This window comes from Phyllobacterium myrsinacearum, assembly GCF_002980555.1.
GTDB classification, from domain to species: Bacteria; Pseudomonadota; Alphaproteobacteria; order Rhizobiales; family Rhizobiaceae; genus Phyllobacterium; species Phyllobacterium myrsinacearum.
Genome location: NZ_PVBT01000004.1, coordinates 328,345 through 351,365 on the forward strand (window position 1 = coordinate 328,345; position 23,021 = coordinate 351,365).

General features: G+C 54.7%; 19 protein-coding genes. 17 read left to right on the top strand and 2 right to left on the bottom strand.

Annotated elements, in window-relative coordinates; all coding sequences use genetic code 11:
* Positions 1–5 precede the first annotated feature (5 nt).
* The 15 genes from C5750_RS16170 (at position 6) to C5750_RS26600 (ending at position 18,780) form a co-directional block, all read left to right on the top strand.
* Positions 6–743, top strand: coding sequence for an SDR family NAD(P)-dependent oxidoreductase (locus tag C5750_RS16170; protein WP_105734933.1), 738 nt, complete (start codon positions 6–8; stop codon positions 741–743).
* Positions 740–1,675 (top strand): NAD-dependent epimerase/dehydratase family protein, encoded by a 936-nt coding sequence (locus tag C5750_RS16175; protein WP_105734934.1) that lies wholly within the window; start codon positions 740–742, stop codon positions 1,673–1,675. The genes C5750_RS16170 and C5750_RS16175 overlap by 4 nt, the downstream gene beginning before the upstream one ends.
* Before the next feature lie 9 nt (positions 1,676–1,684).
* On the top strand, positions 1,685–2,965 hold the full coding sequence (locus tag C5750_RS16180) for an NAD(P)/FAD-dependent oxidoreductase (protein ID WP_105734935.1): 1,281 nt from the start codon (positions 1,685–1,687) through the stop codon (positions 2,963–2,965).
* Positions 2,965–3,390, top strand: a complete 426-nt coding sequence (locus C5750_RS16185; RefSeq protein WP_105734936.1) for a GtrA family protein — start codon at positions 2,965–2,967, stop codon at positions 3,388–3,390. Before C5750_RS16180 ends, C5750_RS16185 begins: the two co-directional genes overlap by 1 nt.
* A 105-nt stretch (positions 3,391–3,495) precedes the next feature.
* On the top strand, positions 3,496–5,556 hold the full coding sequence (locus tag C5750_RS16190; protein ID WP_105734937.1) for a hypothetical protein: 2,061 nt from the start codon (positions 3,496–3,498) through the stop codon (positions 5,554–5,556).
* A gap of 95 nt (positions 5,557–5,651) precedes the next feature.
* Entirely contained in the window at positions 5,652–8,897 is a 3,246-nt protein-coding gene (locus C5750_RS16195; protein ID WP_105734938.1) for a glycosyltransferase, read from the top strand.
* 835 nt (positions 8,898–9,732) lie between these two features.
* Positions 9,733–9,822: a K(+)-transporting ATPase subunit F gene (locus C5750_RS16200; RefSeq protein ID WP_100003438.1), complete on the top strand. Its 90-nt coding sequence runs from the start codon at positions 9,733–9,735 to the stop codon at positions 9,820–9,822.
* Between the two features lie 34 nt (positions 9,823–9,856).
* Positions 9,857–11,560, top strand: coding sequence for a potassium-transporting ATPase subunit KdpA (gene kdpA / locus C5750_RS16205; protein ID WP_105734939.1), 1,704 nt, complete (start codon positions 9,857–9,859; stop codon positions 11,558–11,560).
* 11 nt (positions 11,561–11,571) lie between these two features.
* Positions 11,572–11,739, top strand: coding sequence for a hypothetical protein (locus C5750_RS26595; protein WP_158531275.1), 168 nt, complete (start codon positions 11,572–11,574; stop codon positions 11,737–11,739).
* A 43-nt stretch (positions 11,740–11,782) separates the two neighbouring features.
* Positions 11,783–13,855 carry a potassium-transporting ATPase subunit KdpB gene (kdpB, locus tag C5750_RS16215; protein ID WP_105734941.1) on the top strand — a complete coding sequence of 691 codons (2,073 nt, stop codon included), beginning with the start codon at positions 11,783–11,785 and terminating at the stop codon, positions 13,853–13,855.
* A gap of 12 nt (positions 13,856–13,867) precedes the next feature.
* The gene (gene kdpC / locus C5750_RS16220) at positions 13,868–14,431 is read left to right on the top strand and encodes a potassium-transporting ATPase subunit KdpC (protein ID WP_105734942.1); all 564 of its coding nucleotides are present in this window, start codon (positions 13,868–13,870) and stop codon (positions 14,429–14,431) included.
* Positions 14,432–14,499: 68 nt separating this feature from the next.
* Positions 14,500–17,205, top strand: a complete 2,706-nt coding sequence (locus C5750_RS16225; protein ID WP_105734943.1) for a sensor histidine kinase — start codon at positions 14,500–14,502, stop codon at positions 17,203–17,205.
* Positions 17,202–17,894 carry a response regulator transcription factor gene (locus C5750_RS16230; RefSeq protein WP_105734944.1) on the top strand — a complete coding sequence of 231 codons (693 nt, stop codon included), beginning with the start codon at positions 17,202–17,204 and terminating at the stop codon, positions 17,892–17,894. The genes C5750_RS16225 and C5750_RS16230 overlap by 4 nt, the downstream gene beginning before the upstream one ends.
* Positions 17,895–17,937: 43 nt before the next feature.
* Positions 17,938–18,387 carry a PTS sugar transporter subunit IIA gene (locus tag C5750_RS16235; RefSeq protein ID WP_158531274.1) on the top strand — a complete coding sequence of 150 codons (450 nt, stop codon included), beginning with the start codon at positions 17,938–17,940 and terminating at the stop codon, positions 18,385–18,387.
* Positions 18,388–18,564: 177 nt separating this feature from the next.
* On the top strand, positions 18,565–18,780 hold the full coding sequence (locus C5750_RS26600; RefSeq protein ID WP_158531273.1) for a hypothetical protein: 216 nt from the start codon (positions 18,565–18,567) through the stop codon (positions 18,778–18,780).
* Here the strand turns inward: C5750_RS26600 and dapA are convergent.
* Positions 18,777–19,832 carry a 4-hydroxy-tetrahydrodipicolinate synthase gene (gene dapA, locus C5750_RS16245; protein WP_245421135.1) on the bottom strand — a complete coding sequence of 352 codons (1,056 nt, stop codon included), beginning with the start codon at positions 19,830–19,832 and terminating at the stop codon, positions 18,777–18,779. The two genes, C5750_RS26600 and dapA, sit on opposite strands and share 4 nt — an antisense overlap.
* 311 nt (positions 19,833–20,143) lie before the next feature.
* On the opposite strand from dapA, the gene C5750_RS16250 reads away from it, so the two are divergent.
* Together C5750_RS16250 and C5750_RS16255 are read left to right on the top strand one after the other, a co-directional pair.
* Positions 20,144–20,329, top strand: a complete 186-nt coding sequence (locus C5750_RS16250) for a hypothetical protein (RefSeq protein WP_105734946.1) — start codon at positions 20,144–20,146, stop codon at positions 20,327–20,329.
* Positions 20,330–20,434: 105 nt separating this feature from the next.
* The gene (locus tag C5750_RS16255; protein ID WP_245421136.1) at positions 20,435–21,067 is read left to right on the top strand and encodes a response regulator transcription factor; all 633 of its coding nucleotides are present in this window, start codon (positions 20,435–20,437) and stop codon (positions 21,065–21,067) included.
* 16 nt (positions 21,068–21,083) lie between these two features.
* Here C5750_RS16255 and C5750_RS16260 read toward each other — a convergent pair whose 3' ends face one another.
* Positions 21,084–22,790: a sensor histidine kinase gene (locus C5750_RS16260; protein WP_105734948.1), complete on the bottom strand. Its 1,707-nt coding sequence runs from the start codon at positions 22,788–22,790 to the stop codon at positions 21,084–21,086.
* Positions 22,791–23,021: the final 231 nt, after the last annotated feature.

Sequence of the window (23,021 nt, forward strand, 5' to 3'; positions counted from 1 at the left end):
ATTTCGTGCGTGTCATCATATTGGGAGCGACGTCGGCGATTGCCGAAGCGACGGCTCGCCTCTACGCAAGCGAAGGTGCCGATCTGTTGCTGGTCGGGCGGCAACAAGCCAAGCTCGAGGCCATCGCCGCTGACTTGAAGGTGCGGGGCGCCGCCCGCGCCGAGACTGCCGTTTGTGATCTGGCAGCGCCAAAGGATGCACGTTCTGCGCTCGCGCAATTCTGTGCGACGCTCGGCGGCGTGGACCATGTGCTTATCGCCTATGGTGTGCTGGGCGAGCAGGATGAGGCGGAGCAGTCCACGGACGTTGCCGAGGAGATATTGCAGGTCAATTTCAATTCAGTTGCCGCTTGGTGCCTCGCTGTCGCCGATATATTCGAGGCGCAGGCGAGGGGTTCGCTTGTCGTTCTGGGGTCCGTGGCTGGCGATCGGGGGCGGCGCGCCAATTATGTCTATGGCGCGGCCAAGGCTGGGCTTGCCACACTGGTTGAAGGTATCTCTCATCGCTTTGCCAGCAACGGCCCGCGCGCTGCCATCGTCAAACCGGGGCCAACCATTACGCCCATGACGGAGGGTATGAACCGCAAAGGCGCCCTGTGGGCAACTCCCGAACAGATTGCCAGAGTGGCGCGTCGCGCCGCGGATCGTACTGGCCCAGTTTTCTACGCCCCCGGCCGCTGGCGTTTGATCATGCTGATCATCCGCAATCTGCCGACGGTGATTTTCAATCGGATGAGCATATGACACGGCGGATTATCATAACTGGTGCAGCAGGACTTGTCGGTCAGAATCTGATCGCCAGGCTGAAGACGAATCCGGATATCAAGATCGTAGGGATCGACAAGCATCCGACGAATACCGCCTTGCTGCGGCGGATGCATCCGGAAATCGAGACAATCGAGGCTGATCTTGCCAAACCGGGCCCGTGGATGGATGCGCTGGCTGGTGCCGATGCCCTGGTGCTCAACCAGGCGCAGATTGGCGGTCTCCACGAACAGGAATTCACCGACAACAATGTCACGGCCACTGAAAATATTGTCGCGGCCATGCGAAAGCACAATACCCCGTATTTCGTGCAGATTTCTTCTTCGGTCGTGCACTCGCAGGCCGATGATTTCTACACACGTTCCAAGACGGCCCAGGAGAAATTCATCGATACCGTCGGCGATATTCCGCATCTGATATTGCGCCCGACGCTGATGTTTGGCTGGTTTGATCGCAAACATCTGGGCTGGTTGCGCAGATTTATGGACCGGACCGCCATCTTTCCCATTCCCGGTGATGGCAAGTTTATCCGTCAGCCACTTTATGTCGGCGATTTCGCCGCAATCATCGCGTCAGGTTTGGCCAGTCGCGCGACAGGAACCTATGACATATCGGGCCTGGAACAGGTTCACTATGGCGATCTCATCCAACTGATACATGACACGGTCAAGCCGAAAGCCAGGATCATTCATCTGCCCTATCACCTGTTCTGGGCGCTGTTGTTCGTGTATGGCAAGTTCAACAGCAATCCGCCGTTCACCACCCGGCAGCTCGAAGCGCTGGTCATACCGGAAACATTTCCGGTGATCGATTGGCCGGAGATATTCGGCATCAAAGCAACACCGCTGCGCACTGCGCTGGAAGAAACATATCTTGATGCCCGCTATTCCGGCATCGTTCTGGATTTCTGAGGATTTTACATGAGCAGGATCATTGTCATAGGTGCTGGCCCGATGGGGCTTGCCGCGGCGCACCGGGCCGTAACACTTGGTCATGAAGTTGATTTGATCGAGGCGGACAGCAAGCCGGGCGGCATGGCCGCGCACTTTGACTTTGGCGGGTTGTCGATCGAGAGATATTATCATTTCGTCTGCAAGACCGACAAGCCGACCTTCGCCTTGATGGACGAGCTTGGTATTGGCGGCAAGATGCGGTGGACGCCAACCTCCATGGCCTATTACATGAAAGACAAGGTCCATCCTTGGGGAAGCCCGATTTCACTGCTGATGTTCCCGCATCTGAGCTTCATTGCAAAGTTGCGCACTGGTGTGCAGATGTTTTTGACGACGAAGGCAAAGGTCTTCGACAGCATTGAAAAATTGACTGCCAAACAATGGATTGAGCGCGGATCCGGCAAGGAGGTCTATGAGACGCTTTGGCGCCGGTTGATGCAGCTCAAGTTCTACGAGCTGTCGGACGATATCTCCGCGTCCTGGATCGCCACGCGCATCAAGCGCATCGGCAATTCCCGCCGTTCGATATTTCAGGAGGAACTGGGCTATATCGAGGGAGGAAGCGAGACCCTCGTCAAGGCGCTGGTATCCGCGTTCGAAGCAAAGGGCGGCCGGCTGCATCTCGCAGCGCCGGCCGAAAAGATAGAAACCGAGAACGGGAGGGTCACCGGTGTGACAGCAGGCGGGCGGTTTTTTCCCGGCGATGCGGTGATTTCCACGGTGCCGACGCCGTTGGTGTCCAGGCTTGCTCCCGATCTTCCGCAGTCTTGGCGGGACCGGTACGACGCCATCCGCAACATCGGCGTTGTCTGCCTGCTGTTCAAGCTCAAACGGTCGGTGACGAAGAATTTCTGGCTCAACATCGTTGATGAGAACATTGATATTCCCGGTATCATCGAGTTTTCGAACCTGCGTCCGGTGGATGACACGATTGTGTACGTGCCCTACTATATGCCGACCAGCCAGCCGAAATGGCAGTGGACAGACCAGCAGTTCATCGACGAGGCGTTCGGTTATATCCGGCGCATCAATCCGGCAATTACCCAAACCGATCTCATCGATGCAACGGTGGGCCGTCTTCGGTATGCCCAGCCGGTGTGTGAGCCCAATTTTTACGAAAAACTGCCGGAGGTTCAGACACCGATCTCTGGCCTGCAGATTGCCGATACCTGCTTCTACTATCCCGAAGACCGGGGTGTGTCGGAAAGCATCCGTTTTGGCAGGGCCATGGCCGAGGCGGTCGTCTGATGCGTGAACGAGCGACTGCCATCGTCGCCTCGCCATTTCTACGTTTTGTCATTTCGGGCGGTATTGCCGCTGCGGTGAATATTGTCTCGCGCATTGCCCTGTCGCAGATCATGCCGTTCAGCGCGGCAATCGTACTGGCTTACCTCGCCGGAATGACAACAGCCTATATATTGATGAAGCTGTTCGTCTTCGATCAGTCGGGCAGTTCCGTGCGCCGGGAATACATACGATTTGGCCTGGTGAATCTGGTGTCACTCCTGCAGGTGTGGCTGGTCAGCGTCGGTCTGGCCCGCTGGTTTTTCCCCCTGATCAATTACACGTGGAACGCGGACACGACGGCCCATATTATCGGCGTCCTGAGCCCCGTCATCACCAGCTACCTCGCGCATAAATCATTTACTTTCGCTCGCAAGGATGGACAATAATCAATGTATAGAATGGTCACAAGGAACGCTATATTTCTGGCGCTGGTCTGTTTACTCTCCTTGGTTCTCATAGTTTATTCAATTTTATTCGTACGTGAAAACTATATGATCCCCCTTTTTTGGGATCAGTGGGAATTTGCAATTGACCTGGCAAAATCAAAGCAAGACGCCCTCTCGCTCCAGTATTTTTTTAAAGCGCATAACGAGCATGTCATCGCAACAACAAAGCTGCTTTTCTTCCTCGATTATTATTTTTTCAGCCTGACGAATGGTCCCCTCGTTGTTTCAATTGGAATTGCAACATTTTGTGTTGCTTGGCTCTTGGCCAAGCTGTTGTTCATCAATGACAAAGAGAGCCGGTATTTCTATCCCTTCTTTCTGCTTTTCTCTGCATCCGGATTTTCGCTGGCCCAGTGGGAAAACTTGCTCTGGGGTTTCCAGCCGCAATTTTATCTCGTGCTGATCTTCACGCTGATGAGCTGTCTTATCGGATTGAAGATAAGCGATCGTGAACAAGTCACGCCCTCTTGGTGGTTCACAGTTTTGATCGTCACAACAGGTTTGGGTGTGTTTTCAATGGGCAACGGCATCGCATTGCCTGTTTCCATCGTCATCCTGTTTGTTCTGCGGCGCTACCGGCCTGTCAAAACGGTTCTGTATGCATTCATTGCGGCGTTGTTCATTGGTGCTCTCGTCGCCCTGACGAGAGGTGCTCCTACCGTTGGAGATCCAGCACTAAAGACACTTGGCAATCTCATGTCTTTCTTCTTCGGCATGCTTGGAAGCCCCATCAGTAGTCGAGGGGTTTTTGCCGCAATATGTGGCGTGATATTGTTTGGCGCTTTCGGCATTCTATTTTTGTTTCATATTCTGATGCCGTTTCTGCGCAGACGACCACTTGATGAAGCCTTGGTAGGGCTTTTTGCCTTTGCTAGTTTTCTCTTCGCAACGGCTGTTGGCGCAACCTGGGGGAGAACGGCGCTGGGCACAGGTGCAGCGCTGGCATCGCGCTACTCGACACCCATGCTTGTTTTGTGGATGACACTCTTCGCGATACTGTTTCGAGTGACAGTGATATCCGATCGCCGGCCGTCACATCGTCAGCTTCGATCAGGATTGTGGATTATTCTTGCTTTAGGTGTCGCGGCGTGGACCAGCTTCAGGCCCGGCAATATTGCAGGGGCAGGTCAGGCCAACGCAGCAAACCAGGCTGGATACTTTCTGTCTTCCGGTGTGGGTCTTGATGAGCAATTGCTGAAATTGTACCCCTCACCAAGCCGAATAAGGCCGGCCATTGATTATCTGCGTAACGCCAAACTGAACCTATTCGCCGAGAGCCCGGATTTATCGGCCTCGAGTTGGAAGCAATGGACGGATAAACCGGCCCAAGCTTGTGAACTTGAATACGTCGATAAAGTCCAGCGCCTTTCTGCTTCGGCGTGGCAGGCGGTCGGCTGGGTGACAAATGCTGCACGGCAAACTCCGAGTTGGATAGTTGCCGTCGACTCCAGTCAGAATGTTCTGGGATACACGGTCCCACTTCAACCTCGTTCCGATGTTGTCAAAGCTGTTGGCCTAAGCGACAGCTATCGGGGGTTTACCGTGCCCATAAACATGACTTCTGCCAACACAGCTTTCCCCATATCTCTATTGGCTATTTTTGGTGAAGACGAATCGCCTTGCCGCATAAATTTGCCGCCTTTACCCAATGGACCTTTTCTGATTCAACCGGGCGAGCTCGCACCGCTTCGAACAGAGGTCGTACATTCGGGAGCAACGGCCAGTCCAGGAATACCGCCAGTGCTTTCAATCGGTGCCCCATATGAGGGGTCCGAAATCAGCGGCACTTGGGTTTCTTCCGACGAGAACGTTGGCAAAATAACTTACAATGTTCTCGATACCAGCTGTCAATCGGTCATTCTTCCAATTTTACGCGGACCCTCAGCAGAAGGGTTAAGTCTTGTCATCAAATCCAATGGCAAAATGATATCTGATGACACAAAGGTGTTCGATTCACTCCAACCCCATTTATGGCAATATTTGCAGATAAGTGCGTTTGATGCCTGCAAGGAAGGCGAAAAATTAAACCTGAGTATAACGCTGGAAGATAACGGACGGGGATGGGGAGCGTGGGGTGCCATGGCAACTCCAGGTTTGCAACGGTAGTAATCTAATATGCTCAAATTAGGCGTGATCGTGTTGCTGTCCAGACATGAGCCACTGAGCTAGAGAATAGTCGTCTTGTGAAGGAAACAACGTTGATGAATCATGATTCTAGCGAGAATACCCCCGCTTCGGGCGAAGTCGCCTCGCAATGCCTGAGCAAAGCACTTTCTCGGGCTTCGTTCTGGCCGATGAACCATATCGCGCCAGAATCCGCATGGCTGGAGCACGGTCCTTTTGCATTCTGGCTCATTGATGCACTCAGGCCTCGAGTTGTTGTCGAGCTGGGAACGCATGCCGGGTTCTCTTATTTTGCATTTTGCCAGGCGGTGCAAAGGCTTGAAATCGACACGCGATGTTACGCGGTCGATACATGGAAGGGTGATGAGCATTCCGGAGAATATTCAGATGCGGTCTATGAACTGGTAAAGACCTACAACGACAAAAATTACTCGGTCTTTTCCGATCTTGTACGATCAACCTTTGATGAAGCTTGTTTGCATTTCAGTGATGGGACGATTGATTTGCTTCATATCGATGGCCGCCATTTTATCGAGGATGTGAAACACGACTTTGAAACTTGGAAGCCCAAGTTGTCCGATCGGGCAGTTGTGGTTTTCCATGATACCAACGTCAGGGAACGAAGCTTTGGCGTCTATAAATTATGGGAAACGTTACGCACATCCTATCCGTCCTTTGAGTTTTTTCACGGGCATGGGCTCGGCGTTCTTGGAATTGGTAAAGAGTTACCAACTGCCATTCGTGCCATGTTTGAGCTCATGGGATCTGAAGCAGGCACTGTCAGAGAATCTTATGCACGTCTTGGCGCTGTTGTTAAAGCTGAAGCCATCGCGCATCTTAAACAAGAAGCTTTAGACGTGAAAATCACTGAACTCAACCAGCATTCTCAGCACATTCGGGACTTGGAAAGTGAAATACGGGATAAGCATGATTTGAATGGCAGCCTGAAACATGAAAATGAGAGTTTGAAACGCGCAAACGATAGTCTGAAACATGAAAATGAGAGTTCCAAGCTTGAAAATGATAGCCTGCAGCATGAAAACGAAGGCCTGAAGCGTGAAAATGAGAGTTCCAAGCGTGAGAACGATAGACTGAAGCATGAAAATGAGAGTTCCAAGCTTGAAAATGATAGCCTGCAGCATGAAAACGAAGACCTGAAGCGTGAAAATGAGAGTTCCAAGCGTGAGAACGATAGGCTGAAGCATGAAAATGAGAGTCTGCAGCATGAGATTGGCGGTCTGATTCACAAGAATGACGGCCTAAAAAATGGGGTTGTAGAGCTGGAGTCGAAGTCCGTTGGAATAAGCCAGTCTGTGAATGAACTTCAAAATCAAATATCCCAGAAAACTCAGGAAATTCTGGCGTACAAGCATTCGACGAGTTGGAAAATGACCTCGCCCTATCGATTTCTTGGCAATCGAATGCGTAACATATTGAGAAAACTCTTCTTTCTTTCAAAAACTATACAGCGCAGTGGCGGTGTTAAACCATCTATGGGCCATGCTTTGAAAATAATTCAGCAAGAGGGTGTGCATGGTTTAGCGCACCGGATCAAAGCTGCGGATAGCACAAATCCTAAGGGTATCGTGTCTGGCAATGATTACTCAGAGTGGCTGGATCGTTACGCGATGCTGGACGGGCTGGCGGCAGAAGAAGTACACGCGCATTTAGAGCGATCCAAGAAAACCCCTCTGATATCCATTGTGATGCCTGTTTATAATCCTAATCTGGAGTGGCTTGAGGAAGCAATACAATCAGTCCGAAACCAGCTCTATCCGCACTGGCAGCTTTGCATTGCTGATGACAAGTCTGCGGATCCAAATGTTCGTCAAGCGCTTCTTAACTATCAGGCTTTGGATGAGCGAATAAAAGTCACTTTTCGTGCGGCCAACGGCCATATTTCTGCGGCCTCCAATAGCGCGCTTGAACTCGCAACGGGTGAGTGGATTGCACTGATGGATCAGGATGATCTGCTTGCACTAGAGGCGCTTTATCGCGTTTTTGAAGCCATTGAGTGCAATCCGGACGCCGCATTGATTTACTCGGACGAGGATAAAATTGACGAAGCCGGAAACCGGTTCAGTCCTTACTTCAAATCTGACTGGAATCCGGATCTGTTCCTATCGCACAATATGATCTCTCATTTGGGCGTCTATAAATCAGACTTGGTGAAGAGTCTTGGCGGATTTAGAGAAGGCAGAGAGGGCTCTCAGGACTATGATCTTGCTTTGCGCTGCATTGAGGTGTTGAAAGCCGATCAAATCTTGCATATTCCGCGCGTGCTCTACCATTGGCGCAGCCACGCAGATAGCACCGCTCAGTCAGGAAGCAACAAAGGATATGCGCTCCGAGTAGGACAGCAAGTACTCAACGAACATTTCCAACGTGTGGGAATCAAAGCCACATCGGAACTGCTCGACTTTGGCATGTACAGAACTCGATACGATTTGCCTGATGCACTTCCTCTCGTGAGTCTTATAATTCCGACGCGAAATGGATTGAACCTGTTGCGGCAATGTATAGACAGCATTGTCGCAAAGACAGAATACACGAATTACGAGATAATCGTTATTGATAACAATTCGGATGATGAGGATACTCTGAAGTATCTCGATGAGATTTCTCGCGAAAAGAAGATTCGTGTTATTCGTGATACGAGACCATTTAACTATTCTGCGTTGAATAATAGTGCGGTGGCGGAAGCCAGAGGTGAGTTCATCGGTCTGATCAATAACGATATTGAAGTTATATCGGTTAATTGGTTGAGTGAGATGGTTAGCATAGCCAGCCAGCCTGGTGTGGGAGCGGTCGGTGCGCGTCTGTGGTATCCGGACGACACGCTTCAACATGCAGGCGTAATATTGGGTCTATTGGGTGCTGCTGGCCACGCCCACAAGGGATTGCCGCGCGGTGCACCGGGTTATTTTGGGCGGGCGCAACTAACTCAAACCCTTAGCGCTGTTACCGCTGCCTGTTTGATCGTCCGAAAGGATATTTTTGAGCAAGTTGGCGGATTGGACGAAGAGAACCTCAAGGTAGCCTTTAACGATGTCGACTTCTGCATTCGCGTTCGTGAGGCAGGGTACCGTAATGTTTGGACGCCATATGCGGAGCTTTATCATCATGAATCTGCTTCGCGCGGGCTTGAGGACACGCCGGAAAAACAGGCAAGGTTCCTGGGGGAAGTGAAGTTTCTAAAAGAACGTTGGGGTAAAGTGCTGCAAGAAGATCCCGCTTATAGTCCGAATTTAACTCTCGATCGAGATGACTATTCGCTCAGTTGGCCGCCAAGAATTAAGACGAGGGCTGCGGTGCGGGAATGATGTGTGGCGAGTGAGTGCGAGATATGACGGTTTTCACGTCGCAGTTTCGTGACCTGCCGGATTGACGCTATGAAGTAATCCCGCGCTGAATAGTCTCGGCTCGCATCAGGGCCGAGACCGCTTCGGCTGGTTAACCTATGCACCCAATCCAATACGCTTAAGAGTTGCTTATTTCTCTGCGGAGATATCGGCTCAAATCTCGACAACAGCTTGGTTTTCCCGAGCTGGCCGCACCGTCAAAAAAGGACACACAACAGATACTCCTTGCGCTTCGGAATGATTATGTGGTCGTCCACCTGCAGGATGGTCAACGTACTGAACTGACGCCGAAGAAGGCGATTGACCCAAAACTCGAATTTGCGGACTATCGTGAGGAGTTGGGCATTTTTCTGCGGTTTTGACTTGTGATTCTCGCTGTTGCTGCCGTCATTTTTCCAGCGTAGTTGGCTGACGAGCGGTTCAGGTATCCTGGCTGGTGAATTTGAGCCCGATGGCCCCTTGTTGCTGATACGCTCTTCGCAGGTCGGACAGCCTCTGTCTGGCACGAGGGCCGGTTACCGCATGGTACGGGCCAAATCCCGCTCAAATCCTTATAGTTTCTTTACATCCCCACACAGTGTGCCGTCTCGAATTCTTATGTCCAGGAGGTCATAACTCTCCTGCTCATCCTGCTTGTCTGAAAACACCTCCGGGTAATGTTCAGAAGTATTGATGTTTTTTACATAAGGAGTTCTCCAAATGGACTTTATTGTTCTTGGGATAGGCGTTTTGTTCTTTCTCATCTCGCTGGCTTATACAAAAGCCTGCGAGAATTTGTGATCGAAGGGACCAGAAAATGACTATCGACTACATTCTCGGAGGTGCAGTGACCTTGTTCCTTCTTGCCTATCTCACTTACGCGCTGGTTCGCCCAGAGCGTTTCTGATCGCCTCTGACGCCAGGCTTGGAAAGCTACACCTATGACTCTCAATGGCTGGATACAGATTCTCGTTTACTGCGGGATCATCATCTTACTTGTCAAACCGCTCGGCGGTTACATGACGCGCGTTTTTAACGGCGAACGTACATTTCTTTCGCCCGTCCTCGTTCCGGTGGAGCGGGGCCTTTATCGTATTGCCGGGACAAGCGAGCGCGACGAGCAGCACTGGACCACCTATACGGCTGCGCTGCTGCTCTTCAGCTTGGGCGGCCTCATCGTGCTTTATGCATTGCAGCGGTTCCAGGGAATCCTTCCCTATAATCCCGCTGGCATGACGGCAACGGAACCTGGTCTTGCCTTCAACAGTGCCGTCAGTTTTGTCACCAATACCAACTGGCAGAACTATGGCGGCGAAAGCTCCATGTCCTATCTCGTCCAGATGGCCGGTTTCACGGTTCAGAACTTCGTATCGGCAGCCACGGGCATTGCGATTGCCATCGCCCTCATTCGCGGGTTTGCCCGCACCTCAGGCAAATCCGTCGGCAATTTCTGGGTCGATCTGACAAGAAGCACGCTCTATATACTGCTTCCCATCTGCATCGTTCTGACGCTCGTCTATGTGTATCTCGGGGTTCCACAGACGCTCGGAACCTATGTCGATGCCACGACGCTCGAAGGCGCAAAGCAGACCATTGCCGTCGGCCCCGTCGCATCCCAGCTTGCGATCAAGATGCTCGGCACGAATGGCGGCGGCTTCTTCAATGCCAACTCGGCACATCCCTTTGAAAATCCGGATGCCATTTCGAATTTCATCCAGATGGTTTCGATCTTTGCCATCGGTGCCGCGCTGACCAATGTCTTTGGCCGGATGGTTGGAAATCAACGGCAAGGCTGGGCGCTTTTTGCCGCCATGGGCGTTCTCTTTCTCGCTGGCGTTACCGCCTGCTATTGGTCGGAAGCCGCCGGCAATCCGCTGGTGCATGCGCTCGGGCTTGATGGCGGCAATATGGAAGGCAAGGAGACCCGTTTCGGCATTGCTTTGTCGGCGCTCTTTGCCGTGATCACGACGGCCGCATCCTGCGGCGGCGTCAACGCCATGCATGACAGTTTCATGGCCATTGGCGGCATGCTGCCCATGATCAACATGATGCTGGGTGAGGTCATCATCGGTGGCGTTGGTGCCGGTCTCTACGGCATTCTGCTCTATGTTGTCATCGCGGTTTTCGTCGCCGGACTAATGGTCGGCCGCACGCCGGAATATCTCGGCAAGAAGATCGAAGCCAAGGAAGTGAAGATGGCCATGCTCGGCGTGCTTTGCCTGCCGCTTGCCATGCTTGGGTTCACGGCGATTGCATGCGTGCTGCCATCGGCGGTCGCTGCGACCGGCAATTCCGGCCCGCACGGCTTCTCCGAAATCCTCTATGCCTATACGTCAGCGGCCGCCAACAACGGTTCGGCATTCGGCGGCCTCGGCGGGAACACCACCTGGTATAACCTGACGCTTGCCATCGGCATGCTTATGGGCCGGTTCTTGGTGATCATCCCGGTCATGGCGATTGCCGGGTCGCTGGTCGTCAAGAAGACCGTTCCAGAATCCGCAGGCACCTTCCCAACGCATGGCGGCTTGTTTGTCGGACTTCTTATTGGCGTCATCCTGATCGTCGGCGGCCTCACATTCTTCCCGGCGCTGGCTGTCGGACCGATTGTCGAGCACCTCGCCATCGGTCTTGGCCAGACCTTCTGATGGAGCCTGTCATGCGTCACGGTTACCTGCAATTCAACCTCCATCCTCGCGCCGGCAAGCTGGCGCGAGGGGCAGCCAAGCGCGTGCGCGCCTCCGACATCATCCTTGGCATGACGCTGGTGATGCTGATCGTCTGGCTTGCGGCATACGCCGGTCTTCACACGGTCATAGCGTCATGATCGCCGCTGTGCAGTTACAAGAATTTCAAAACTGGAGTCTCAAATGAGCCAGTCCAAATCCGCGAGCCTCATGGACTCTCGCATACTCATACCGGCCATCGGAGGAGCTTTTAAAAAGCTTGATCCGCGCAGCCTTATCAAAAATCCCGTCATGTTCGTGGTTGCAGTCGTCTCCTTCCTGACGACGGTGCTGTTCCTGAAAGACCTGGCGACCGGCGGGCGCGATCTCGGATTCTCACTCCAGATCATCATCTGGCTCTGGTTCACCGTGCTTTTCGCCAATTTTGCGGAAGCCGTTGCCGAGGGGCGCGGCAAGGCACAGGCGGATTCGCTGCGCAAGGCACGCACGGAAACACAGGCCAAGCTTCTCACTGGGGATGACCGTGCCAGCTTCAAACTGGTGCCCGGCACCAAGCTGAAGGTCGGCGATGTCGTGCTGGTCGAGGCGGGGGATATCATCCCCTCGGACGGCGAAGTCATCGAAGGCATCGCCTCGGTCAATGAATCTGCCATCACCGGCGAATCCGCTCCGGTCATCCGCGAGTCCGGCGGCGACCGTTCGGCTGTCACCGGCGGGACCCAGGTTCTGTCGGACTGGCTGCGCGTGCGTATCACTGCCGCAGCCGGCTCCACATTCATCGACCGGATGATTGCTCTCGTCGAAGGCGCGGAACGGCAGAAGACACCCAACGAAATTGCGCTCAATATTCTGCTTGCCGGCATGACCCTGATCTTCGTGCTGGCAACGGCAACGATCCCGAGTTTTGCAACCTATGCGGGCGGCGCCATTCCCGTGGTTGTTCTGGTCGCACTGTTTGTCACGCTGATCCCGACCACGATCGGCGCTCTTCTGTCGGCAATCGGCATTGCCGGCATGGACCGGCTGATCCAGTTCAATGTTCTTGCCATGTCCGGACGCGCCGTCGAGGCTGCCGGTGACGTCGATACTTTGCTTCTCGACAAGACCGGGACGATCACATTCGGCAATCGCCAGGCAACCGAATTCAGTCCCGTGACGGGCGTGACCGAGCAGGAACTGGCGGATGCGGCACAGCTTGCCTCTCTGGCCGATGAAACGCCGGAAGGCCGCTCGATCGTCGTCCTGGCCAAGGAAAAATATGGCATTCGTGCGCGTGACATGGCGACATTGCATGCCACATTCGTGCCCTTCACCGCGCAAAGCCGTATGAGCGGCGTGGATATCGACGGCTCGTCTATCCGCAAGGGGGCTGTCGACGCGGTTCTCGCCTATGTCAATTCCACAACCGTTGCAACGGGAACCGTCCGGGCAGGCGCCGAGCTGGTGCGTGAACTGCAGTCCATTGCCGATCAGATAGCCAAGGCAGGCGGGACACCGCTTGCCGTGGTGCGCGACGGCAAGCTGCTTGGCGTCATTCATCTGAAGGACATCGTCAAGGGCGGGATTCGTGAACGCTTCTCTGAATTGCGCCGCATGGGCATCAAGACTGTGATGATCACGGGTGATAACCCGCTGACGGCAGCGGCAATTGCGGCAGAGGCCGGCGTTGACGATTTCCTCGCTCAGGCCACACCTGAAAACAAGCTCTCGCTCATCCGCGACGAACAGGCCAAGGGGAAACTCGTGGCAATGTGCGGCGACGGAACCAACGACGCGCCCGCGCTTGCGCAGGCCGACGTCGGTGTTGCCATGAACACAGGCACGGTGGCGGCGCGCGAAGCGGGCAACATGGTCGATCTCGACAGCGATCCGACCAAGCTCATTGAAATCGTCGGCATCGGCAAGCAACTGCTGATGACGCGCGGTGCATTGACGACGTTTTCGATTGCCAATGATATCGCCAAATACTTCGCCATTATCCCGGCAATGTTTCTAGCGTTCTACCCGCAGCTCGCTGCGCTCAACATCATGGGCTTGCAGACGCCGCAGAGCGCCATCCTGTCGGCAATTATCTTCAATGCCCTGATTATCGTTGCGCTTATTCCGCTGTCGCTCAAAGGCGTCAAGTACCGGGCGGTCGGTGCAGGGGCTCTCTTGAGCCGCAACCTTCTGATTTACGGCCTGGGCGGTGTCATCGTGCCATTCATCGGCATCAAAGCGATCGACATGGTCATCACCAGCCTTGGGCTCGCATAAAGGATCATTCCAATGTTAAAGCAACTCAAACCCGCGATAGTCATGGTTATCGCTCTTACAGTGATCACGGGTCTCATCTATCCTCTGGGTATGACTGGGCTCTCGCAGCTGCTGTTTCCGCACCAGGCCAATGGCAGTCTGATCGAGAAGAACGGGACTGTTATCGGATCCGAACTGATCGGTCAGGCGTTTGCAGCCGACAAGTACTTTCATGGCAGGCCATCGGCAGCCGGAGACGGATACAATGCGAGTTCTTCCGGCGGCTCCAATCTCGGACCAACAAATCCGAAATTGATCGACCGCATCAAGACAGATGCAGCGGCACTGAAGGAAACGAATAGCGCTGCTCCCGTCCCCATTGATCTGGTTACGGCGTCGGGCAGCGGGCTGGACCCGCATCTTTCTCCGGCCGCCGCCTACTTCCAGATACCGCGCGTGGCAAAAGCACGAGGTGTCGACGAGGCACGTATCCGCCAGCTGGTGGACCAGAACATACAGGCGCGCGAGCTTGGGTTCATGGGTGAGCCGGTTATCAATGTGCTGGCGTTGAATCAGGCACTCGACGGTCTGAAATAAGCCGGTTAGCCTGAAATACCGGGAACGTGCGATGCGGGTTCCCGGTATTTTCAAAGGGGTCATGACACATGCCTGATGACGGCCGCGATACTGAACGGAGACCATCGCCCGAGGCGCTCCTGGAAAATGCCGAGCGAGAGACCCGTGGCCGGTTGAAGATTTTTCTGGGGGCGGCACCGGGGGTCGGAAAGACCTACGAGATGCTGATGTCGGGACGGGCGGCGATTGCCGAGGGCATCGATGTTGTCATCGGGGTGGTCGAGACACATGGGCGCAAGGAAACGGAAGCCCTCGTCAAAGGTTTCGAGGTCCTCCCGAAAACCCGGATCAATTACAAGGACCACCAGCTTGAAGAGATGGACATTGACGCGATTCTGGCGCGCCGTCCGGCTCTTGTCCTCGTGGACGAACTGGCACACACGAATGCGCCCGGTTCACGCCATCCGAAGCGCTATCTGGATGTCCAGGAGATTTTGAGACACGACATTGACGTTTATTCCACCCTCAACATCCAGCACGTGGAAAGCCTGAATGATGTCGTGGCCCAGATTACCCATGTGCGCGTGCGGGAAACCGTGCCCGATTCCATCATCGATGAGGCCGACGACGTTGAAATCATCGATCTCACACCGGCAGATCTGATCAAGCGCCTGCATGAAGGCAAAGTATATGTTCCCGATACTGCCAAACGCGCCATAGAGAACTATTTTTCTCCGGGGAATTTGACCGCTTTGCGTGAGCTTGCCCTGCGCCGCACGGCGCAGCGGGTCGATGACCAGCTTCTCTCGCACATGCAGGCAAACGCGATATCAGGACCATGGGCTGCTGGCGATCGCGTGGTCGTGTGCATCGATGATCATCAGGGAGGAACGTCGCTCGTTCGCTATGCCCGGCGGCTTGCTGACCGCTTGCGTGCGCCGTGGACGGCACTCTATGTGGAAACGCCCGGGTCAACCCGGCTCTCGGAGGACGACAAGGACCGCATTGCCTCCACCTTGCGGCTGGCAAGCCAATTGGGGGGAGATGCGATCACGACGCCCGGCCGCGATCCCGCGGAAGAGATTGCGCGCTATGCGCGGGAAAACAATGTGACCCACATTGTGACGGGCAAGCCGACAAAGCCGCGCTGGCGCGAGTTTTTTGAAGGGTCGGTGTCGCATGATCTTATCCGGCATGCCGGAAATATCAGCGTGCACGTGATTTCCGGGAATGAGCAGAACGGCGAGCCGGCCCGTCAGAAGGCGCCGGAAATTCCGGAAGGACATTTTCAGCTCAGGGCCTATCTCCTGAGCACGGCATATGTCGCCGGGGCGCTGGCGGTGGGGCTGCTGATCTCGCGCGTGCTGGATGTACGCAATATCGCTCTCGTTTTTCTGATGGCTGTACTGGCATCGGCAGTGACCGTCGGGCTCTGGCCAGCTCTGTTCGCCTCAGTGTTAAGCGCTGTTGTGCTGAACTTCTTTTTCCTCGATCCCCTTTACACCCTGGTTATCAGTGACCCCGAAAGCGTGATTGCGCTTGGCTTCTTTTTCGGTGTTGCAGTGATCGCCAGCAATTTGACGGCGAGGGTGCAGCGGCAGGCGGCGGCAGCGCGGCAACGGGCCAGAACAACGGAAGATCTCTATCTCTTCAGCAAGAAGCTGGCGGGAACTGGCACGCTTGATGATGTCCTGTGGGCTACGGCTTTTCAGATCGCGTCCATGTTGAAACTGCGCGTCGTGCTTCTCCTGCCGGAGAAGGGCTCGATTGAAGTGAAGGCAGGCTATCCACCCGATGACACATTGGACGACGCCGACATTGCGGCAGCGCGGTGGGCATGGGAAAACAACCGGGCCGCGGGCAGGGGCGCCGATACGTTGCCAGGTGCAAAACGGCTCTATCTGCCCTTGCGAACGGGCCGCATGGCTGTTGGTGTGATTGGTCTCGACAGCGACAAGAAAGGGCCTTTGCTGACACCTGAACAGCAGCGTTTGCTTGACGCTCTGGCCGACCAGGCGGCGGTTGGCATTGAGCGAACACAGCTGGCGGCCGATGTGGACAAGGCAAAGCTGGCAGCAGAAGCGGATCGTCTTCGCTCGGCCCTGCTGACATCCATTTCGCATGATCTGAAGACTCCGTTGGCTGCGATCATGGGGGCCGCCGGTACATTGAAAGAGTTCGCTCCGGCGCTTGCCGCCGCCGAGCGCTCGGATCTTCTCTCGACCGTTATTGACGAATCCGAACGCCTCAACCGGTTCATTGCCAATCTGCTTGACATGACCCGGATTGAGTCCGGGGCAATGGAACCGAATTTTGCCTATCACTATGTGGGTGACATCGTCGGTTCGGCGCTGAACCGGGCAAAGAAGATCATTGGAACCCATAAGACCGAGGTCTCCATTCCGGATGACCTGCCCATGCTGAGGATTGATCCGGTCCTGTTTGAGCAGGTGCTTTTCAATCTGCTGGACAATGCCGCGAAGTACGCCCCCGACGGTTCGGCTCTGCGGATTCAAGCCTGGTCGGATGATGGGTCGGTCACGCTTCAGGTGATGGACGAAGGTCCGGGAATTCCGGTTGAAGACCTCGAACGGGTCTTCGACAGTTTCTATCGGGTGAGCAAGGGCGATCAGGTCAAGGCGGGTACCGGACTGGGGCTTTCCATTTCCCGCGGATTTATTGAAGCGATGGGCGGCACGATTGCGGCAGGACAAAGGACCGATCGGTCAGGAGCAGTTTTCACCATCAGAATGCCGGCCTCCCGGAGTGTTCCCGGCATGGATACCAGGCCATGACGAACACCAGCGTCAAGATTCTTGTCGTGGACGACGAGCAACCCATTCGGAAGCTGCTTCGGGTCGGTCTTGGTACGCAAGGGTACAATGTTCTGGAGGCGGGGAATGCCACAAGCGCGGTCGAGCAGGTGGAAGCCCATCAGCCCGACCTGATTTTGCTCGACCTCGGTCTTCCCGGTGTTTCCGGCTGTGATCTTCTGCGCCAGTGGCGCGAGGAGGGTTCGGATATCCCGGTGGTCATATTGTCAAGCCGCACCGATGAACGGGGAATAGTGGAGGCGCTGGAGCTTGGAGCTGATGATTATGTCGTCAAGCCGTTTGGGATGAACGAGCTGGTCGCACGCATTCGGGTTGCCCTGCGGCATCGCCTGCAGCAGCAGGGAGAACTGCCCGTTTTTGAAACCGGGGGTCTCTCCGTCGATCTGGTGAAGCGGATTGTGAAGGTCGATGGCAGGGAGGTGAAGCTGTCGCCCAAGGAGTACGATATTCTCCGCGTCCTGGTCCAGCATGCCGGCAAGGTGCTCACCCACCGCTTTCTCCTGTCACGGGTGTGGGGCGGCTCTGCGGATGTCCAGTATCTGCGCGTCTACGTCCGGCAGCTCCGGCAGAAGCTGGAGCAACTGCCGGATCATCCGCGATACATTGTGACGGAGACCGGCGTGGGGTATCGCCTGAAAGAAGCTGACTAGGACTGCCGTGCCTTTGCGCCGGGATTTGCAATTGGAAATGAGAATGAAATTGGCCGATTATCTCAAGCTTGATGATGTGATGTGTGATCTGGAGGTGTCATCCAAGACGCAAGCACTGCATGCCATGGCGGATGTTGTGAGCAGGGACGGGGGCGTTCCAGCGGCGGCCCTCTTGGCTGCGCTGCAAAAGCGCGAGCGCCTTGGCTCCACCGGCATAGGACAGGGCGTTGCCATTCCGCATACGCGGATCGAAGGGGTCGAGACGCCGAGGGCCTGCCTGGCAAGGCTGAAGAAGCCCGTCGAGTTCGCGGCCATTGACGATCTGCCGGTGGATATCATTCTCATGCTGATCACCCCGGACGCCGAGGTAAACAGGCATTTGAATGTCTTGGCGCAGTTTACGCGAAGGCTGAGATTTCCGGGTGTCCTAGAAGGCATGCGCACTGCCGCAGATGCCAGGACGCTTTGTGCGCATCTGACAGACAAAGCATGACAGGCGGCCGGGAGACCGCCTGTCCATCCTATCCAGAAAATCGATCTAGGCTGATCTGCGATAGCGGCCCTGTCGATGCGACGAGGCGTCAACGGGTGTGACATGGACTGAAAGATCGGTCCAGGGATCAGCGATGAGACAATCGCTGTCCTGCGCGCACCAGACGGCCCCAGCTTCATGTTCACTTTCACTCACGGCGAAATGGATGGCGGACTCTCTGTCGGCAAAGAGGCCGCCGACAAGGCGTTGCCTGTCGCAAACGACCCAGCAGCCATCCAGATTGCGGCCAACGATGAAACGGCAACGGCTATTGGAATTGCATGGATATTGCATACTGCTTCCCATCATGTCTTGCTTCCGGGTTGGTATGATTTCATTGGGAAAAGGCTCTAAACGCGCCAAGCGAGTGGAGCAGGATGAATCGCGGGTTTTTCCCGGAGATTGAACGCAGCATCATGATCAGGATCGCTAACACCTCCGAGGTTATCGAGGGCGGATGCAATCTGTGCCGCGACATCATCGGCAACGGTGACGAGGGGCAGGCGGACCTCGTCGCGCATGCCGCGCCGGTGTTTCAGTGCAGCCTTGACGGGGCAGGGGTTCGTATCCAGCTCGAAGGCCTCGAGGACGGGTTTCAGTCTCTGGTGAATATACTTCGCCGTTGGCCAATCACCTTTGATGCAGGCATTTTGCAGCGCGACAAAAACGTGGGGCAGGACATTGGCCATGACCGAAATCATTCCGTCGCCGCCCAAAAGGTTGAAGGCGTGGGCTGAAGCATCATGCCCCGACAGAAGAATGAAGCGATCTCCGAATGTGTTGCGCATCTCTTCGACCCGTCTCACGTCACCGGTTGCATCCTTGATGCCCAGGATCGACGGCATCTGCGACAACCGGTCGAGGGCCTGCAAGGAGATATCGACGCCGGTCCGGGATGGTACGTTGTAGACAATGACCGGCATTGGAACGCGTGCGGCGATCGCTTCGAAATGACGAACGATGCCGTCCTGATTGGGTCTGTTGTAGTAGGGCGTGACGATCAAAGCCGCGTCCGCGCCGCAGGAATGGGCAGCGGATGTGTAGGCAATGGTCAGTTCGGTACTGCTCGTGCCGGTCCCGGCAATGATGGGTACGCGGCCGTTCGATACCTTCAGACACGTTCTGATGATCCTCAGCCGTTCATCCCAGGTAAGTGTGGAGGCTTCTCCGGTGGTTCCGCACGCGACCAGAGCGCTTATGCCGGACTGAATGTGCCACTCCGCCAGTTCGCCGATCGCGCCGTAGTCGACATTCCCGTTTTTGAACGGTGTGACGAGCGCTGTCATCACGCCCGTTAGGCGTGATCGTTCAACTTGACTGTCGCTGTTCATGATGTCCTCTTCTGCATTCCATTCGCGCATGGACAGGAACTGGCTCTGCCGGGCGGCAAACGGACGCGGCGGCATTGAAAGCACGTCCCCTGGAGGCGGGCTTTGCCGGCATCTTGTTCGTATCGCTGTCATCTCGCGCAATTCTCGTGTTGAGTACGGCTCATACGTATCAACGCTTCCGATAGGAATTCCATTGCGTGTTCGCAGCAATCATATCAAAAAAGTATAAGGATCAGGGGGCGAGGCTGTACCCAGTCGAGCATAGAAATTTCAGGGCATCAAAACTTATATGAGATTTTTATATTCTGGCTGTGGCGTTGCAATGGATTTCATATGCCGAGTTTATTATTTTATACAGGAATATGAACTAGATATAGTTGAATAGAATGCGCGATCTTACCTATGTTCTGGCCATTATAGCCGTCATGCTTCTCGCCTGTCAGGCCAAGCCAAGGTCGGGAATGTCGCCTTTACGGGCGACAAAGGTCAGACTCAGCGATGCAGATGTGGCGGTTCTCGTTTTCACGCTCGCTCTGGCCGTACTCATCGTCGCCATGGCTGTTTCAATCTGAACGCCCGGCAGACGTCTCAATAGGTACAAGTACGGATACATTGTCATGTGAGTCTGTGATCGTGTGGCGGTGTATTCCCCGCCTGCGCGACGGCAGGGTTTGGGTTTGCCCATTGCTGCCGCCGCCAGACAAGGTCACGTTTTGATGCGCTATCCAGTCTACCTCGTCGACGATGATGCTGCCGTTCGGGAGGGTCTCTGTCTGCTCTTCGAAGCCTACAAGATCAGTGTCATTGCCTTCGACGGCCCATTGACCTTTCTTCGGGAAGTCAGCCTGTTGCCGCCAGGATACCTGCTTCTCGATTTGCAAATGCCGGAGCTGAATGGGCTGGAACTGCAAAGGGAGCTGATCGGCAAAGGTATTGACTGGCCCATCATCATTATTACCGGTTATGGGGACCTGAGCAGCTGCCGCACGGCGTTTCAATCTCGGGTCGTTGATTTCCTGGCCAAGCCGGTCGATCCGGAGCAGCTTTTTGAAGCGCTTGGGAAAGCTGAAGAGCTTCTCGGGACTGTCTTGGAAAAGCAAGAGACCGAGGCATTGTTCGCGACGTTGACTCCGCGCGAAAATGAAATCATCAATCTCGTCTGCCGGGGATGGGGATCGAAGGAAATCGCAACCTCATTGAATATTTCACTGCGGACGGTCGATGCGCACCGGGCCAATATTTCCGAAAAACTGGGCACGACGTCCGTGGCTGAATTTGTGCAGATGAAAATGAAGATTCAGCAGGGGTAACGAGGCGCTTCGCTTCTTATCCTGCAAACCGTTTGCTGGCGGTGAAATGGTTGATGGCGTGTTCGAGCTGCCTGTCACGGGCTGCATCGACAGCGAGCACCATTCGGTGAGGCTCTGTTGCAGGAACAGGCTCCACTTTTGGCAGGGTAATGGTGAAGACTGCGCCGTCCTTGTTGGATGCGGTAAGCAATCCGCCAACGCGTTGCACGATTCTCTGTGACAAAGAGAGCCCCAATCCCATACCGCTGTTCTTGGTTGTGAAAAAAGGCTGGAAGAGTTGCGCAAGCGTATCCTGGCTCAACCCAGGTCCGTTGTCCGATACTTGGATAATATTGGCGGTGTGATCTGCGATGGTTTGGATGGTGATCCGCTTTTGAGGCTGCTCCAATGTGCCGAGTGCTTCAATCGAGTTGCGGACCAGGTTGTGGATGACCTGTTCAAGCTCTATCCGATTGATGTTGGCAACGGGCGACGGCTCGGCAAGACAAAGCACCAGTGAAACGTTGCGTTGTTTGATTTCCAAATTGAGGATATCAACAATCTCCAGGATGGCACTGTTAAGGGTGGTGATTTCCGGGACGGCGACGGTATTTACAATGTAGTCGCGGATCTTACCAAGTATTCGGCCGGCCCGCTTGGCATCCCGGACATTGGCATCCATTGCCCGTTTCAGGAAGTCGACATGCGTCTGGTTCTCTTCGAGTGTCTTAAGACTCGCCTGGCTTTGGCTAAGCAGTGATGTGAGGGGTTGTGCCAGTTCGTGGATAATGCCGGCGGCAAGTTCGCCGATCGCGTTGACCCGCGCGGCATGCTCAAGCCGGTTCTCCTTTTCCAGTCTTGCGGCGCGGCCCAGTGCTTCTTCCTCGGATTGCCGCAAGCGCTGGGAGAGCCGGCGCTGGTGCAAGGAATAATAGGCTGCCGCTACTGCCGCGGCGGACAGGCTGCAATATGCTGCAAGCCCCAATGGGTTAAACAGTTCGCTCAGATCGACCGTTTCGCTGATGCGAAACACCGTCCCTTCGGGGAAGTTGGTGACGTCCTCCGATGCGGTCTTGTGCAGACCGGGAACGATGGTCCTTTCGAGCCGAAGCCATGGCGAGAAAAACGAATCCTGTTCATCATTCAACAGGATGGCGGGTACGCTGCCGATGATCCACTCCACCTCCGGTGCGCCGGATTGCAGGATTGGCTTGATCATTTCTGCCACATCCAGAAGCATGATAATGGCGTAATGTGCATTGCCATTTTCGATATGCGTTGTCGTGAAATAGCGCCCGGGAAAGCGGGGATCAGCGAATCCGCGGATCATACCGCGAGGCTGGTTGATGACGGTCGGCAGTACAGCCGGGATCGCGGCGACGTCCGTGGCAGATGGGAAACTGGCCACGAGGGCGGCATGGGAGAGGCCGTCGCCTTTAGGCAGCTCGTACAGATGGATCAGGTGTATGCGGGGACAGGCGTCCATTATGTGCTGAACCAGTGAGCCGAATACCTTCATGGACTCGACACCGGATATGGTTGAGAAAACCTCCAGGGATTTGACGAAAGCAAAATTCTGGGCAATGCGGCGATCAAGGCTGGTTGTGATTTCGGCGGCTTTTGCCGCGAACATGTCCGACTTGTCCCGGAAAATCATGACTGCCGAGATGCACACATACACCAGCAGGGCAATGCACCAGATGGATACCGCAAATACCAGGGAGGGTTTCAGGTCTTTTTGCACGTCTTTGCAACTTATAAATTTGTTTATGTGTAAAATACATCGTGCGGATTTCTGATTATCTCAGACGTCCAAAATGGAGATGCAGTTTATGCGCTCTACATGGCACAAAGAGCATCTCAATCATAAAAATGCTTACCGATATTAGGTTGCGTTCCATCGCAAAAGCCCAATATCAGGAGAACGTAACTTATATTCAGCCGTATTTCAATGATGTTGCTGAAACGCAATCAT